The 14934-nt window shown below is 69.5% G+C and carries 16 protein-coding genes; 10 read left to right on the top strand and 6 right to left on the bottom strand.

Going from position 1 to position 14934, the window contains the following annotated elements:
• Window positions 1-30 precede the first annotated feature (30 nt).
• From L3Q67_RS39160 to L3Q67_RS39145, 4 genes are all read left to right on the top strand, one after another.
• Window positions 31-1317 (top strand): discoidin domain-containing protein, encoded by a 1287-nt coding sequence (locus L3Q67_RS39160; protein ID WP_499186450.1) that lies wholly within the window; start codon window positions 31-33, stop codon window positions 1315-1317.
• 256 nt (window positions 1318-1573) lie between these two features.
• Window positions 1574-3154 (top strand): molybdopterin-binding protein, encoded by a 1581-nt coding sequence (locus tag L3Q67_RS39155; protein ID WP_499186449.1) that lies wholly within the window; start codon window positions 1574-1576, stop codon window positions 3152-3154.
• A gap of 98 nt (window positions 3155-3252) precedes the next feature.
• Entirely contained in the window at window positions 3253-3936 is a 684-nt protein-coding gene (locus tag L3Q67_RS39150) for a fasciclin domain-containing protein (protein WP_499186448.1), read from the top strand.
• Window positions 3937-4198: 262 nt separating this feature from the next.
• Window positions 4199-5047, top strand: a complete 849-nt coding sequence (locus L3Q67_RS39145) for a DUF4394 domain-containing protein (RefSeq protein WP_499186447.1) — start codon at window positions 4199-4201, stop codon at window positions 5045-5047.
• A 125-nt stretch (window positions 5048-5172) separates the two neighbouring features.
• Here L3Q67_RS39145 and L3Q67_RS39140 read toward each other — a convergent pair whose 3' ends face one another.
• Complete coding sequence (locus tag L3Q67_RS39140; protein WP_499186446.1) at window positions 5173-6084, bottom strand: S8/S53 family peptidase; 912 nt, start codon at window positions 6082-6084, stop codon at window positions 5173-5175.
• Between L3Q67_RS39140 and L3Q67_RS39135 the strand changes: the two genes are divergently transcribed.
• Complete coding sequence (locus L3Q67_RS39135) at window positions 6083-6319, top strand: hypothetical protein (protein ID WP_499186445.1); 237 nt, start codon at window positions 6083-6085, stop codon at window positions 6317-6319. The two genes, L3Q67_RS39140 and L3Q67_RS39135, sit on opposite strands and share 2 nt — an antisense overlap.
• A 116-nt stretch (window positions 6320-6435) precedes the next feature.
• Window positions 6436-6879 carry a hypothetical protein gene (locus L3Q67_RS39130; RefSeq protein ID WP_499186444.1) on the top strand — a complete coding sequence of 148 codons (444 nt, stop codon included), beginning with the start codon at window positions 6436-6438 and terminating at the stop codon, window positions 6877-6879.
• Between the two features lie 132 nt (window positions 6880-7011).
• Here L3Q67_RS39130 and L3Q67_RS39125 read toward each other — a convergent pair whose 3' ends face one another.
• The 4 genes from L3Q67_RS39125 to L3Q67_RS39110 all read right to left on the bottom strand — a co-directional run bounded on the left by L3Q67_RS39125 (window position 7012) and on the right by L3Q67_RS39110 (window position 10793).
• Complete coding sequence (locus L3Q67_RS39125; RefSeq protein WP_499191749.1) at window positions 7012-8172, bottom strand: epoxide hydrolase family protein; 1161 nt, start codon at window positions 8170-8172, stop codon at window positions 7012-7014.
• A 142-nt stretch (window positions 8173-8314) separates the two neighbouring features.
• Entirely contained in the window at window positions 8315-8662 is a 348-nt protein-coding gene (locus L3Q67_RS39120) for a VOC family protein (protein WP_499186443.1), read from the bottom strand.
• Window positions 8663-8705: 43 nt separating this feature from the next.
• Window positions 8706-9515 carry an SDR family NAD(P)-dependent oxidoreductase gene (locus L3Q67_RS39115; protein ID WP_499186442.1) on the bottom strand — a complete coding sequence of 270 codons (810 nt, stop codon included), beginning with the start codon at window positions 9513-9515 and terminating at the stop codon, window positions 8706-8708.
• Window positions 9516-9566: 51 nt separating this feature from the next.
• A complete protein-coding gene (locus L3Q67_RS39110; RefSeq protein ID WP_499186441.1) occupies window positions 9567-10793 on the bottom strand; it encodes an MFS transporter in 1227 nt (408 codons plus the stop codon).
• Window positions 10794-11094: 301 nt separating this feature from the next.
• On the opposite strand from L3Q67_RS39110, the gene L3Q67_RS39105 reads away from it, so the two are divergent.
• From L3Q67_RS39105 to L3Q67_RS39090, 4 genes are all read left to right on the top strand, one after another.
• Complete coding sequence (locus L3Q67_RS39105) at window positions 11095-11235, top strand: hypothetical protein (RefSeq protein WP_499186440.1); 141 nt, start codon at window positions 11095-11097, stop codon at window positions 11233-11235.
• Window positions 11232-11822, top strand: coding sequence for a DinB family protein (locus L3Q67_RS39100; RefSeq protein ID WP_499186439.1), 591 nt, complete (start codon window positions 11232-11234; stop codon window positions 11820-11822). The genes L3Q67_RS39105 and L3Q67_RS39100 overlap by 4 nt, the downstream gene beginning before the upstream one ends.
• Before the next feature lie 92 nt (window positions 11823-11914).
• Window positions 11915-12931 carry a sigma-70 family RNA polymerase sigma factor family protein gene (locus L3Q67_RS39095; RefSeq protein ID WP_499186438.1) on the top strand — a complete coding sequence of 339 codons (1017 nt, stop codon included), beginning with the start codon at window positions 11915-11917 and terminating at the stop codon, window positions 12929-12931.
• Between the two features lie 479 nt (window positions 12932-13410).
• Window positions 13411-14106: a class I SAM-dependent methyltransferase gene (locus L3Q67_RS39090; RefSeq protein WP_499186437.1), complete on the top strand. Its 696-nt coding sequence runs from the start codon at window positions 13411-13413 to the stop codon at window positions 14104-14106.
• Window positions 14107-14436: 330 nt separating this feature from the next.
• Here the strand turns inward: L3Q67_RS39090 and L3Q67_RS39085 are convergent, their stop codons facing one another.
• Window positions 14437-14832: a hypothetical protein gene (locus tag L3Q67_RS39085; RefSeq protein WP_499186436.1), complete on the bottom strand. Its 396-nt coding sequence runs from the start codon at window positions 14830-14832 to the stop codon at window positions 14437-14439.
• Window positions 14833-14934 lie beyond the last annotated feature (102 nt).

The raw sequence follows: 14934 nt of genomic DNA, 5'->3' as shown, positions 1-14934 counted from the left end.
GGACGACATCGACGGATCAGGGAGGCAGTGATGGCAACGAGGCTGGGTGAAACAGCCGGTGGACGAGGACAACCCCCGGAAGAGCGGATCTCCGGCGAGCGATCGGGTCAGGCGCGACGGCTGGGGACCGTCGCCGCGGTGTGCCTGGTGGTGGCCGGCGTGGTCGGTGTGGTCGAAGCGGGCGCGGCAGCGGGCCCGCGGCTGGACGTGGCCGGGGTCGCGGCCGGCGACGATGACGGCAACGTCGCGGGCAACACCCTCGATGGCGATCTGACCACGCGGTGGTCCGCGGAAGGCGAAGGCGTGTGGATCTCCTACGACCTCGGTTCCGCACGAACCGTGGGCTCGGTGTCACTGGCCTGGCACAAGGGGGACACCCGCAAGTCCACCTTCGACGTGGAACTGTCCGGTGACGGGACCTCCTGGTCCACCGTCGCCGCCGGGAGAGCCAGCACCGGGACCACGAACAGTCCCGAAAGCCACGATTTTCCCGACAGCACCGCACGATACGTACGCATAGTCGGTCACGGCAACACCGTGAACGATTGGACCAGCATCACCGAGACGGCGATCTTCGGCGCCGACGGCGGCACCGGGCCGGGGACCGACCAGACGCAGGCCGCCGTCCGGCACAACTGGGGTACGCCCCGGCCGATCTCCGATGAATTCGACTACACCGGCCCGGTCGACCCCGCGAAGTGGGCGACGCCCTCCGGCACCATCGGCGGCACAGCCGGGTGCTGGGAAGGCCACGCCGGCAACGGCCGCCGATGCGCGAAGAACAGCACAGTCGCCAACGGGCTGCTCACCCTGCGCGGCGAAGCCAACGGCGACACGGGCTGGCTCCGGCAGAAGCACGACGCCCAATACGGCAAGTGGGAGATCCGGTCGCGCTCGCGCAACACCGGCCCGAGCGGCGGGCTGTACCACCCGTTGCACCTGATCTGGCCCACAGCGGGCAACAGGCTGGAGAACGGCGAATACGACTGGGTCGAATACTCCAACCCGGACGCCCAGTGCCTGACCGCGTTCCTGCACTACCCGAAGAGCCCGTCGGACAAGAAGGAACGCCGCGACCTGTGCCCGCTCGACATGACGCAGTGGCACAACTTCGCCTTCGAGTGGACGCCGGAAGCGCTCGTCGGCTACGTCGACGGCGAGGAATGGTTCCGGCTGGCGGACGGCGCGAACGCCGACCGCGGTGACATCCAGGCCATGCCGTCGGGACACCTCAACATCCAGCTCGACAACTTCACCGGCGCCGGCGGCCTCCGCCCAGCCGTCTTCGAGGTCGACTGGGTCCGGCTCTACGCGTGACCGAACCCTTTGTCCGGTGGCGAACCCGATCCGGCCGGCGGGCCGGGCCGGGTTCGCCCCGGCCGGGCGCTGGACCACTGCGGCGATCTCATCGCACGATGGCCCGCTTCCAGCCTGGTTCGCGCGGAGCCTGGGGCTGATCCGATTGTGACTGCTTGGGAGCGAAGTCATGACCGCCGATCTGCACACGATGATCTCCCTGTCCTGACCAACGGTTCAGACCCATCCGGTGTGACATCGGCTCCGAATACCCAGCATGACCGCCCCGACGGACCCGCCTCCCACATCCAGCACCCGCAAACCGCGGCTGGGCGTGGTCCGGGCAGCCTTGCTCGGAGTACTGGCCCTGGCCGCCGCCTTGGCCGCCGGGCACCTGGTGGCGGTGTTCTTCAGCGTCAACGCTTCGCCGTACCTGGCCGTGGGCAACGGCGCCATCGACCTGACCCCGGTGGAACTGAAGAACTTCGCCATCCGCACCTTCGGGACCTACGACAAACTCGTGCTCCTGCTGAGCATGGCCGTCGTGATGATCACCATGGCGGCGCTGGCCGGAATCGCTTCCCGCCGCACACCGGTACCGGGTACGGCGGCGATCATCCTGTTCGGACTCGTCGGTCTGCTCGCGGTGTTCCAGCGACCTGATCTGAGCAGTGCCGCGCTCCTCGCGCCGGCGACCAGCTTGCTGGTGGGGACAGTCGTCTTCCGCCGGCTGCATCGATTGGCCCGTGCTGCTTCCGCGCCCGGTACCGAGCCGGCTGCCGGCCGGGATCCGTCGCGCCGGAGTTTCCTGGTCGCAGGCGCCGGGGTGATCGTCGGCGCGGGAGTGGCCGGTACGGGCGGACAACTTCTCGCGGGCACCCGTGACGCGGCGTCCTCACGGGCCGCGGTCGGGCCGCTGGTTCCTGCACGGACGGCTCTGGCGATCCCGGCCGACGCCGACTTCGCCAAGCTCGGCACACCGACTTTCCTGACCTCCAACAAGGATTTCTACCGCGTCGACACGGCGTTGTCGCTCCCTCAGGTGCGCACCGAGGACTGGGGCCTGCGGCTGCACGGCATGGTCGACAACGAGCGCGACTACAGCTACACCGACATCCGCGACCGGCCCCTTGTCGAGCGCACCATCACCATGACCTGCGTGTCCAACGAGGTGGGCGGCACCTACGTGTCCACGGCGAACTTCGTCGGCGTGGACCTGGCGGACCTGCTCGCCGAGGCCGGGGTCCGGCCCGGGGCCGAGCAGTTGTTCTCGACCAGCGCGGACGGCTGGACCTGCGGCAGCCCGGTCGCTACGGCAGCCGACCCCAGCCGTGGCGCGATGCTGGCGATCGGGATGAACGGTGAACCGCTGCCGATCGAGCACGGTTTCCCGGCGCGGCTGGTGATTCCCGGGCTGTACGGCTACGTCTCAGCCACCAAATGGGTCATCGATCTGGAGGTCACCACCTGGGCGGCGCGGCGGGCGTACTGGCTCGAACGCAGCTGGGCTGAGCAGGCTCCGATCAAAACCCAGTCCAGGATCGATTTCCCGAAGGGGTTCGAGACCGTGCCCGCGGGGAAGGTCCGCGTCGGCGGTGTCGCCTGGGCTCAGCCCACCGGGATCGCCAAGGTCGAGGTGCGCATCAGCAAGGGAGCGTGGCAGGAAGCCACCCTGACCCGCGAGGTCAACCCGGACACCTGGCGCATGTGGTGGCACGAATTCGAGGTGCCCCCGGGCAGCCATCAGGTCACCGTGCGCGCCACCGACAGATCCGGCTACACCCAGACCGACGCCCGCGCGGGCACCGTGCCCGACGGTGCCACGGGCTGGCACGTCATCAACTTCACGACCCGTTGAGGAATTTCCGCACCACCACCAATCCGGATCGATCCCTGCTCCGAATCCCCATCAACAAGCAAGCCGGAAATAGCTTTCCCATAAATGGAGTGATCTTTGTGAAGAAGCTTCGCGTCGCTGGAATCGGCATCACCGCGGTGGCCGCACTTTCGCTGGCCGCTTGCGGCACTGACGACCCCGCGCCTTCGGGCAGCGGCGCCACCAACGCTCCCGCGCCCGCACCGACGAGTGAAATGGCTCCGTCGATGCCCGCCCCCGCCGCGGGGGGTGCCGGGGTGACGACCAACGCGGACGTGTTCGGCCCGGCCTGTTCGCAGCTGCCGCAGGGCAACGAGCCGGGCTCGCTGGACTCGATGGGCCCGCAGCCGGTGGCCAGCGCCGCCTCGACGAACCCGCTGCTGACCAAGCTGGTCGCCGCGGTGAAGGCGACCAATCTGGTGGACACCCTGAACAGCCAGCAGGCGATCACCGTGTTCGCCCCCGCCGACCCGGCGTTCGCCGAACTGGGCGACGCCAAGTTCACCGAGCTGGCAGGCAAGCCCGACGAGCTGGCCCCGATCCTGCAGTACCACGTCGTGGCCAAGCGCTACGACGCCAAGGGCCTCGAAGCCGCCGGTGGTTCGCTGGACAGCCTGAACACCGCCGGTGGGCCGCTGAAGATCGTGGGCAGCGGCGAGAACATGACGGTGAACGGCGCGAAGGTGCTGTGCGGCAACATCCCCACCAAGAACGCCACCGTCTTCGTGATCGACAAGGTCATGATGCCCGGCACCAACCAGTAACACCCTCCCTGCGCGATCATCCCGGCGCAGCGCGCACTGCGCCGGGATGATCGCGCCTTTCGCGTCACGCCGCACGGCTCCGAACGCGGGTTGTCCATCGTGCTCACCGACGCCAACGGCAGCACCTTCAGCCGCAGCCCCGGCCAAGTTCTCAACATCGTCTACCTGAACAGCGAAGCCGCCACCGCAGGCGGCTTCTTCCCCCAGGCGTCAACGGCGAGGTCAACACCAGCGCCGACAACAGCTGACAAGGAGATTCATGATGCGCAGAACCACCGCCGTGCTCGTGGCCACGGCCGCGATCCTGGCCGCCGGGTCCGCCACCGCGTCCGCCACCGAACCGGCCGGAGCCGGGGGAGGCCTGCTCGTGCTCAGCGAAGGCGGGCTGCTGACCCACCACAAGGCCAAGGCGCCATCGCTGATCACCCACAAGGTGTGGGTCAAGGGCACCGCGAAGCACGACCGCCTGATCGGCATCGACGTCCGCCCGGCCAACGGGACGGTCTACGCGCTCGGCTCGTCGGGCCAGCTCTACACCGTCGATGCGCGGTCGGGCAAGGCCACCCCGATCGGCGCGCCCGTTCCCATCCAGGGCAAGGCGGCCGGGTTCGACTTCAACCCCACCGTCGACCGGATCAGGCTGGTCACCGACACCGGCCAGAACCTGCGCCTGCACCCGGACACCGGCGCCGTCGCCGCGGCCGACGGCACACTCGCCTACGTACCCGGCGACCAGCACACGGGTGCCCGCCCACAGGTCGCCGCCTCCGGCTACACCAACAGCATCGCCGGAGCCACCACCACGGCCCTGTACGGGCTGGACTCGGCCAAGGACACCCTGGTGCTGCAGGGCACCAAACCCGGCGTCACCCCGCCGGTCTCGCCCAACACCGGCCAGCTCTTCACCGTCGGACGGCTCGGGGTCAACATCACCTCGGTCAACGGGTTCGACATCGGCACACCGGGTTCCGCTGAGCACGCCGTCGCCGCGGTCCGCCTCGGCGGAGCACTGCCCGTCGCCGCTCTGGTCAAGGTCGACCTCACGTCCGGACGCGCGAACCTCATCGCGCCGCTGCTGACCAAGCCGGTCGGGGTCGCCTTCACCCAGTAACCGTCTCGGTGACCACCACTCTCGCCGTGCGTGTTCCGCTTCCAAGCAGGCGGTAGTTAGCGAAGGGGTGCTGAACGCGAGTCACGGTCCACACTGGATCCAGCTCAGCGACCCGGTGAGGGTGCTCAGGGGCCGACGTAGAGCATCCGGTTGGGCGCACCGTTCAGCGGAGCCGGGCTGACCGCGCCGGGTGTGGCGTGGTCGACCAAGGCGCGCTGGACCTGGGCCGGGGTCCACGACGGGTGCTCGGAAAGCACGAGCACGGTGGCACCGGCCGCCACGCCCGCTTCGTTCGTCGCGAGGTTGTACTCGTCGCTGCCGCTCCCGATGGCCATGTCGGAGAAGGGGGCGTAGAGATCGATCCCGGGACCTTGGCGGGAGCCGAAGAAGTTGACCAGGCTGCCCGAAGCCACGGTGATCGCCTCCGGCACCCGGCCCGGCGAGATCCGCGTCGGATCGCGGTCACCGGTGACGTGGTCCTGTGCGCCGGAGGTGGTGACCAGCGTGACCCCGCTGCGGATCAGGCGGAGTGCGGCCTCGTCCACGGCGGGGTCGGCGCCGTGGGAGAGGTTGAGCACCGCGACGGCCGGTTTGATGGCGTTCGCGCTGACCCAGTCCAGCCCCCGGATGAGCCGCTCCGAGGTGGTGGTGGGGCTGCAGGCCGTGACCCGCACGCCGGTGATGCGCACTTCCTTCGCCACCCCGTGCCGGGTGCCACCGACCACACTGGCCAGGCCGGTGCCCGGATTGTCCATCGGCTGGCAAGCCGGGGCGCCGGTGAAGTCCGGGCCGTTCACCGCCCGTCCGCCGAAGGTGGTGTGCGTGGTCGCGATCCGGTCGCCGAGCACGTAGGCGTGCACCTCGCTGCCGGTGGTGCGCCACGAGTAGGTGCCGGACCGGCCGTGATCACGCTGGTCGATGCGGTCCAGTCCGGGTGGCGGATCGAGTTGCGTGCCACCGGCCGCCGCGGTGGCGGGCACGGTGGCGCCGAGCACGGTCGCCGTGATCAGTCCGAGAATGGCTGCTGTCGTGCGCATGGAACTCCTCGACTTCGCCGCGGGACCGCCTGGACCGATCGATTACAGGGGCAGCGGCGCAGACGGGCAAGCCTCTTCAGCAGCCGGTGAATCGTCCTGCCCCGAAGTCCGCCGATCCGCCACCGGAAGCGGCGGCCGGGGCCGGATGACCGCGCTGCACCTGATCGCCGCGGTGCTCTTCGTGCTGCCGGCGCTGGTTCTCGGCCTGATCTTCCACGACGGATTCCTCGCCTGAACATCGCCGAGCCCAGCGGCCGGTTGCGGCCATTTCCGCTTCGTGCCGTGGCCGGATGGTCTTGACTGGGTCGACGGGCGAGAATCCGGCCCGGCTACCGACCGGAGGAGGAGCGGGTGAGCAGGTCCGTTGACCAGTCGCACGGGCGCCGGCCGAGCGGGGTGCCGCGCGCGCTGGCGGTGACTTTCGCGGCCCTGCTCGCGTTGCTGGCGTTGTCGGCGGCGTGGGGCTGGCTCGATGCGGGAGACGACCGAGGGACCACCTTCGGCACCGTGCTCAGGATCGTGCTGGCCATCGACGGCGGGTGCACTTTCCTCGGCGCGGTGCTGCTGGGGCTGCGGTGGCCCGTCGGCCGGATCCTGACCGCGGTGGGCGGTGGTGGCGCCCTGGCCCTCCCGGTGCTGGTGTTCCCGGCCGCCGTCGTGGCTCCATCGGACTCGGCTTACGGCATCCGCGAGATCGGCGGTCCTCTCGTGCTCCTGGTCCTGATCCTGTTCGGCCTCATCACGATGGTGCAAAGTCTGCGTCGCGACACCCGTGACGCCGTGGTCCGGCAGTGACCTGCCGCCGACCACCGGACCGGTGCGGATAATCGAGCCAGTTCTCCTCTGCGCGGCGTCGTGGGTGCGGGCGAGCGGCGATGCTCGACGGTGAGATTGTGGTCAAGTGCGGGATGCGCCTTTCGTACGCGGTCACGACATCAGGGAAGCGATGCCGGCGCGAACCTCACGGACGAAGATCCCGGGCTGTTCGAAGGCTGCGAAGTGCCCGCCACGCTCGGCGGCGTGGTAGTAGCGTAGGTCGCTGAATTGCGTCCTCAGCCAACGTTCGCTGAATGCGAAGACCTCCTCGGGAAACTGCGTGTATGCGGTGGGGATCCGCACTGGTTCAGGCTCGGTGTTGAAGTACTGGGCGTTCTCCCAGTAGATCTGGGCTGATGATGCGGCGCTGTTCGTCAGCCAGTACATCATCACGTTGTCCAGCAGGTGATCCCGCGACACGGCGCGCTCCGGGTGGCCGTCACAGTCGGTCCAGGCGTGGAACTTCTCCACGATCCAAGCGAGCTGGCCGGCTGGGGAGTCGGCCAGCGAGTACCCGATCGTCTGCGGACGGGTGGCTTGCTCGGCGGCGTAACCGTTCTCTTCGGCGAAGAATCGCTGCGTCCTGGCCAGCATTTCCTGTTCCTGCTCGGTCGGCTCACCAAGCTGGTGAAGCGCCTCCGGTGAGACCCGTGCGACGTTCAGGTGCACCCCCAGCAGGCCCTTGAAGGCGCCGGCGGCCATCGCGGTGGTCACCGCCGAGCCCCAGTCACCGCCTTGCGCGTAGTAGCGCGGGTATCCGAGGTGACCCATCAGCTCGTGCCAGGCGCCGGCGATCTGCTCGATTCTGGTACCGGCCCGGGACGGCTTGTCGCTGAATCCGAAGCCGGGCAGCGCGGGGACCACCACGTGGAACGCGTCGGCCGCTGAGCCGCCGTGCGCCTCGGGGTCGGTCAGGGGGCCGATCACGTCCAGGAACTCCACGACCGAACCCGGCCAGCCGTGCGTCATGATCAGCGGACGGGCCTGCGCGTGCGGGGAGCGAACGTGCAGGAAATGGATGCCCAGATCACCGATCGTGGCGTGGAACTGGGGGAACGCGTTCAGCCGGACGGCCGGCCGCTGCATGTCGTACTCGTTGGCCCAGTACTCGCACAGCTCGCGGGTGTAGCTCAGCGGGATGCCCTGCGACCAGTCGTCCACTGTCTCCGGCTGGGGCCACCGGGTACGAGCCAGCCGTTGGCGCAGATCGGTGATCTGCGCGTCGGTAATCTCTGCCCGGAAGTCGCGCGTCTGGACCGTTGTGGTTCTCATTCGGTGTAGCTGCCCTTCGTGGGAGTGGCATTGAGAAGTGAGCTGCGCCGCCTCGGCAGGGGTGTGCGAGCAGATCGAGCAGCACACGAGGGGCGTGCACGGCCGGCGAGCGGAGCCGGCCGGCACGCGAGGACGTCTGGGCTCACGCCTCCTTCCACTCGATGATCTGGAGGTAGTTCCCGTCGGGGTCGGCGAACGTGCCGAACCTGCCCTTCTCCCGGTCCTCGACGGCGATCCAGTCCACGCCGGCCGCGTTCAGCTGCGCCGCCACGGCGTCGAAGTCGTCGACGTGGAAGTTGACGACCGCGCGACCTGGTTCGTCGTTCTTCGTCTCAACGTCGTCGCGCCCGTCGATGACCAGCAGGAAGCCACCCAGGTCGATCGGTCCCTCGCCGGTGAACTCCGGTGCCAGCGCCTTGATGTACCAGGCCCGCAGCTCGGCGGGCCGGGTCGTGCCGAGCAGCATGCTGCCGGGCTTCAGTGTCGTCATGTCGAATCTCTCTTCTGGGTGTGTGGTTGTCTCAGGACCGGGCTCAGTCGACGAGTGCGCCGCCGGACAGGTTCGCGATCGTCGCGGTCATGGCGCCTGCCCGGTCCGAGGCCAGGAACGCGACCGTCTCCGCTACTTCCGAGAGCGTGGGCAGCCGCTTCAGCAGCGTCCCTTGCGCCAGCCCGTCTTCGAGGAACTCCTGGACCGACTGTCCGGAGGCCGCCGCGGCCGGCTTGAAGAGGTCCTTGGTGTAGGAACCCGCCGCCGGCGCGTCGACGACCGCGTGTGGACGGATGTTGACGACCCGGATGTTGCGGGGAGCCAGCTCCGCGGCCAGAATCCGCGAGAAGGCCTCCTTGCCGGCCGCGCTCACGCCGTGCCCCAGGATGCCGCTCACGGCGAGCTTGGCGCCCGGCTCGGACAGGGTCAAGATGACCCCGGGGCGATCGCGACCCATGTGCCGCGACACGGCCTTGCTCGTGATGAACAGCGTCCGCAGGAAGCCGTCGACCGGGCGCATGAACTCCTCCAGCGAGAGATCCGCCAGCGTGGTTCCCTGGTCGTGCCCGACACTCACGGCATTCAGGGCGACGTCGATGCCTCCGACCGTCGCCGCGACCGCTTCGGCGTGCTCGTCGACCGCCCGTTGGTCGAGAACGTCGAGCTGCGCGGTCTCGACCTTCCCACCCGTGGCGGCGATGTCGCGCGCCACGGCGTCGAGTTTCGCCAGTGTCCGCCCGGCGAGGAAAACCCGCGCGCCTTCTCTGGCGAACACCCGTGCGACAGCGCCGCCGATCGCGCCGCCACCGCCGTAGATCACGGCGTTCTTGCCGTCGAGCAGCAAATCACTCATGTGTTTCCTTTCCTCATGCGGACCCTCGTCCGCGACAAGAACTGCCTTTTCTCATTCCGCGACGCCGTCCGCGGGTTCCGTGGCCGGCGTCTCAGTACGCGGCACCGCGGGCGGGGTCAGGAAACCGGTCGCCCACGCCACCGGGATGGCCACCGCGACGATGACCAGGCCGGTGAGCGTGGCCGATGAGCCGGCGAAGTGGCCGAAGACCGCGCCGCCGACGGCAGAGCCGATGGCGATGCCCACGTTGATGGCGGAGGCGGGGAGCGACTGGGCGAGCGCACCGCCGGGTCCCGCGAGCGCGACCACCCGGTACTGCAGGGACGGCGCCATGCTCCAGGCGAAGAACCCCCAGGCCAGCAGCGCGACGGCCACCAGCGCGGCGATCTCGCCGACGAGCAGGAGCGCCAGCAGGGCCACCGCCACCCCGATGGGGGCCAGGGTCAGGGTGCGGGCGGCGTCGCGGTCGGCGAAGGCGCCGCCCGCGAGGGAGCCGATCGCGGTGGCGACCCCGTACGCGAGGAGGAAGACGCTGATCAGGCCGCCGGAGATGCCGGTGACGCCCTCCAGGAAGGGCACGATGTAGGTCAGCGCCGCGAACAGCGAAGCGAACAGCAGCGCGCACAGCGCGAGCACGGCCAGCACCCGAGGCGCGAACGCGTACCTGGCCTGGTTGCCCGCTCGGGCGCCGGTGCTCGGCGTCGGAGGCACCAGCGCCAGGGTGCCGACCATCGCCAGCGCGGCGAACGCGGCCACGGCGATGAAGGAGCCACCCCAGCCGACCGTCTGTCCGAGCAGTGTGCCGAGCGGGACACCCATCGCCGTGGAGACCGCGACGCCGGAGAGGACGACCGAGATCGCCCGGCCCGCTCGCTCAGGCGGGACCACGGCCATGCCGACGGAGAACGCGGTGGCGACGAGAAGTCCGTGCAGGCCACCGGTGATCACGCGAACGGCGACGAACAGGCCGAAGCCGGCGGTGGCCACCGCGATCAAGTTGGCCGCGCCGAACAGCAGGAAGGCAACGGCGAGGACTGTTCGCCGGTCCAGCCGGATCGTCGCCGCGGTGAGGATCGGTCCGCCGATGGCGACGCCCAGCGCGTAGGCCGTCACCAGGAAGCCCGCCGCGGGGATGGACACGTCGAGGTCGGCCGCGATCAGGTTCAACATCCCGACCACGAGCAGTTCGGCGCTGCCCAGCACGAACATGCCGAGGAAGAGGGTCGCCAGCGCGAGGTTCGCCCCGCCAGGGTGCGGCGTCGGCTGCTGGGTGCTCATGGGTACCTGCCTTGTCGTCTTCTCCTGCGCCGCCGGGCCCACCGGCGCTCGTGTAGGTGTTGACTCCACGGCGGCGCGCGAGGAATCGCCGATTCCTTTCTCGGGCGTCGGAAGTCCATGTCTTCAGAACGGTGGTTCGGCAGCGGCCGACCGGAACCAGGAGGAGACGCACGTGTCCACGAGCATGTCGACCGGGGACGTGACCGCGGCCGAAGGAAGTCCTCGGCGCACCTGGGTGCTCGTGAGCACCTCGATCGCGTCGCTGCGCAGGCACGGCTGACCCGTAGTCGAAGGAGTAGTCATGTCCGATCTGAAGGCCCACGCCGACCTGGTGCGCCGGCTCCACTACGGGACGCTGCTCGTGCTACCGAACGGTGCGGACTGCGTCTACCCGATCGACGGGCCGACCAGCGACAATCTCCGCGAGGTGGGCGCCCGGTGACCGCGGACGTCGCCGGTGACGTGTTGCTCGCGCCGGCTCTGGACTACGCGACCCGGTCGGCGGCACGGCTCACGCTCGCCGATCTCGATCGCCCGTCGGCCTGCGCCGGCTGGACCGTGGCGGAGGTACTGGTGCACCTGACGGAGTCGCTGCGGTTCCTGGCCAGTTCCCTGACTTCCGGCGTCGTGCCGGCACAGATCGCCGAGCCGTCGTCAGGACCGGGCACGGTGAAAACGCTGTGCCGCGACCTCGGCCGGGCGGGTGCCTGCCTGACCGCCGCGGCACGGGACCTGCGCGGACGGCGGTCGGTCGCGGTCGGCGACATGCCGTTGCACTGCCACCACCTGATCGTCGTGGGCGCGATCGAGGCGGCGGCGCACGGCTGGGACGCCGCGGCCGGAGCCGGCCGCGGCCGGTCCATCCCCGACGACCTCGCCGCACGGCTGCTCGCCGAGCTGCCCCTGGTCATCGACGGCGGTACCCGCCGAGGAATCTTCGCCGACCCGATCGTCCTGTCCCCGGACCGTCCGGCCGCGGAGCGCCTGCTCGCGGCCCTGGGCCGGGACCCGCGTGTCGGACCGTCCTGACGATCCCGACCGATTCCTTTCGCAGGCCGGCGGTGTCCAAGTCAATGAACAGGGAGTGAGGAGTGCGTAGTGTCCACTGGGGTGATCCGTCGATGAACGCTGTGCGGCTGCCCGACGAGTTCGACCGGCTGCGGGGCGGTCTGATCGCGCACTGCTACCAGATGACCGGTTCCTACCAGGACGCCGAGGACGTCGTCCAGGAGACCTACCTGCGGGCGATGCGCGGCATGGAGGGCTTCGAGGCACGCTCCTCGCTCAAGACCTGGCTCTATCGGATCGCGACCAACACCTGCATCACCGCGCTGAACCACCGAAGCCGGCGCGTGCTCCCGGCCGGGCTCGGCCCGCCGGCGTCCGACCCCGACGCCCACGTCTTCGACGATGAGTCCGTCGCGTGGCTCGAGCCGCTCCCCGACAGCGCGCTCAACCAGCGGGACCGCGACCCCGGGGAGGTGGTCGTGATGCGCGAGTCGGTGCGGCTGGCGTTGATCGCGGCACTGCAGTACCTGCCGGTGCGGCAGCGCGCGGCATTCCTGCTGCGGGAGGTGCTCTCCTGGTCGGCCGCCGAGATCGCGGAGACGCTCGGCATCAGCGTTCCCGCGGTGAAGAGCCTGCTGCAGCGGGCCCGCAAACGGCTCGAGGAGCTCGACCTCCCCGCCCAGCGGCTGGCGCCACCGGACCTGGCACTCGAGCGTGCGCTGCTCGACCGCTACATCGCGGCGTTCGAGGCGGGGGACGCCACCGCCATCCGCGCCGTCATCCACGACGACTTCAGCCTCGAAGCCGTGCCGCACCCCGTCTGGTTCAAGGGCCTGCACGTGTGCCTGCCCTTCCTGGAACGGCGTGCCTTCAGCGCGCCGGACCGGGTGGTCCGGTTGCTGCCCGCCCGCGCGAACGGCCAACCCGCCGCGGCCAGCTACCGCCCCGACGCTTCCGGGATCCTCCGGGCCGAGGGCCTGTGGGTGTTGACGGTCCTCGGCGACCGCTTCTCCCACGCGGTCAAGTTCCACGACCCGGCCCTGGTCACGGCCGCCGGCCTACCCGCCCAGCTCACGACGCGACTCGACCCGCGGCCGGCGATGACCGAAGGCCTCAAGATTTTGACTTGATCGCCCGAGCTACTCACCGGCGACGAGGCATTTCACCAGGTGGTGTGGACGTCGACCGAACACGTCGCCGCTGCGAGCGCGCGATGCACGGTCGAAGCGCCCGCCGGTCGCTTCAGTGCGCGTCGGCGGAGTTCCGCCGGACCCTGACCGCGCTCGGTGTTCCTCGATGGGCCGGATCAGTTCCTGCTACGACAACGCCGTCGCCGAGTCCTTCTTCGCCACCCTCAAAACCGAGATCGGCACCCGCTCCTGGCCCACCCGCGACCACGCTGTTTTCGCTTACCTGGCCTACTGCAATCAGCTACAGTCCACGCAGCGTGAAACCCGGTGTCCGATTCCCGGGGGAACCTCACACCGAGCAGATCGCCTGTGTGCGCAGCCGTTGCCGGTGCAGTGCCGGTGCCGGGCCAGACCGGCACGGCACCGTGGTCGTGGTAAATCGATTGCCTTGTACCCGACCCCGCACTACGGTGCGGCCAGTGACCGAGAGAGCGCTGACCGCGACCGGGCAGGACTGGGAAGAGCAGGCGCGGAACTGGATCGCCTGGGTGCGCAAACCCGGCTTCGACTCGTACTGGCGCTACCGCGACGCGTTCTTCGCACTGGTGCCGACCGCCGGCCGAGCAACCCTCGACCTCGGCTGCGGCGAGGGCCGGGTGTCCCGCGACCTCGTCGAGCGAGGGCATCGGGTCACCGGCATCGACGCCTCGCCCACACTGCTGGATGCGGCGCGAGAGGCCCATCCCGAGGGACGGTACCTGTTGGCCGATTCGGCAGACCTCCCCTTCCCGGACCACGACTTCGACCTCGTCATCGCGTACAACCTGTTGATGGACGTCGATGACCTGCCGGGCACTGTCGGCGAGATCGGCCGGGTGCTCGAGCCGGGCGGCAGGCTCTGCCTGTCGATCACCCACCCGATCACCAACACCGGCAGCTACCGGGACGGCCTGTTCGTCCTCGACCGTCCCTACTTCGGACGTCACCGCTTCGAGGACGAGGTCGAGCGGGACGGGATGCGGATGAAATTCCAAGGGTGGAACCACCCGCTGAGTGCCTACACCACGGCCTTGGAAGACTCCGGTCTGCTCGTCGAGGCCCTTCGGGAACCGCAGGTCGACAACGACACGATCCCCTGGCACATGTGGATCAGGGCGGTTCGTCCGACGCAGTGAGGCGTTTTGGACATCCCCTTGCCGTTGGACAACCGCGTTAGCCGGATCCGCGGGCGCGCACGGCGTCCACGCAGTCCGGACATAGCGCTCGTGGCGGCAGCGTTCCAGGTGCGGCGCCGGGCACTCGAACCGCCGACACGGGGCAGAGGGATTGCCAGCGAGTTGTGCGCGTAGTCGGTGGGGCGAGCGGTTACAGCCGGCCGCGCGCGCTGCCTGGACTGGAGCCCAGCCGCCAATCCGACTTCCGACCTGATCGGTACGTCTTGCCCGCGCGGACCCGGCTGGCTTGCTGCCGGATCTTGGCGCACGACGCGTGCCCCCAGCTGCCGTTCACGACCGCGCGAGCTGTGCGCCCTTCGCATACGGCTTCCCGCAGCCAGCGCACGTTTCCGGCTCCTCGGCCCCGGCCTGTGTCGCCGTTGGCTTCTTCATCTCAGCTGGCTTGGGGTCGACGAACCTCGTCTGCACCTTGCCGAACTTCGGCCGACTCCGGCGCGGTGTTCGCACGGTCGCCGTTGTCGCGCCGATGGCGGTCGGTAGTGCCTCTTCCTGTCCCACGCCGAGCTGGTGGCCGTACGCGATGTCGCGCGCGGTTCGCCGGCGTGGCTGGCTCGGGTCTTCCTGCTGTGCCGTACGGGCCGCTGGTCGATGCGGAAGCTCGTGCCCGACCGGCCGAGCGCACGGCTCTCCGGTCGCGCGCAGCAGGTGCCCGCAGATGTATTCCATTAGCGGAGGCTACAACACGACTGTCCGCGATCGACATGTCCTGACCTGTGACCTGCGCATCCGCAGGTCACGCATACCCGCGCAGTCTCGACGGCGAGTGAA

Origin of the sequence: Saccharothrix sp. AJ9571 (genome assembly GCF_021725495.1) — a bacterium.
Lineage (GTDB): Bacteria > Actinomycetota > Actinomycetes > Mycobacteriales > Pseudonocardiaceae > Amycolatopsis > Amycolatopsis magusensis.
The sequence above is the reverse complement of the archived record's forward strand: the minus strand, read 5'-3'. Positions and strand labels throughout refer to the sequence as shown.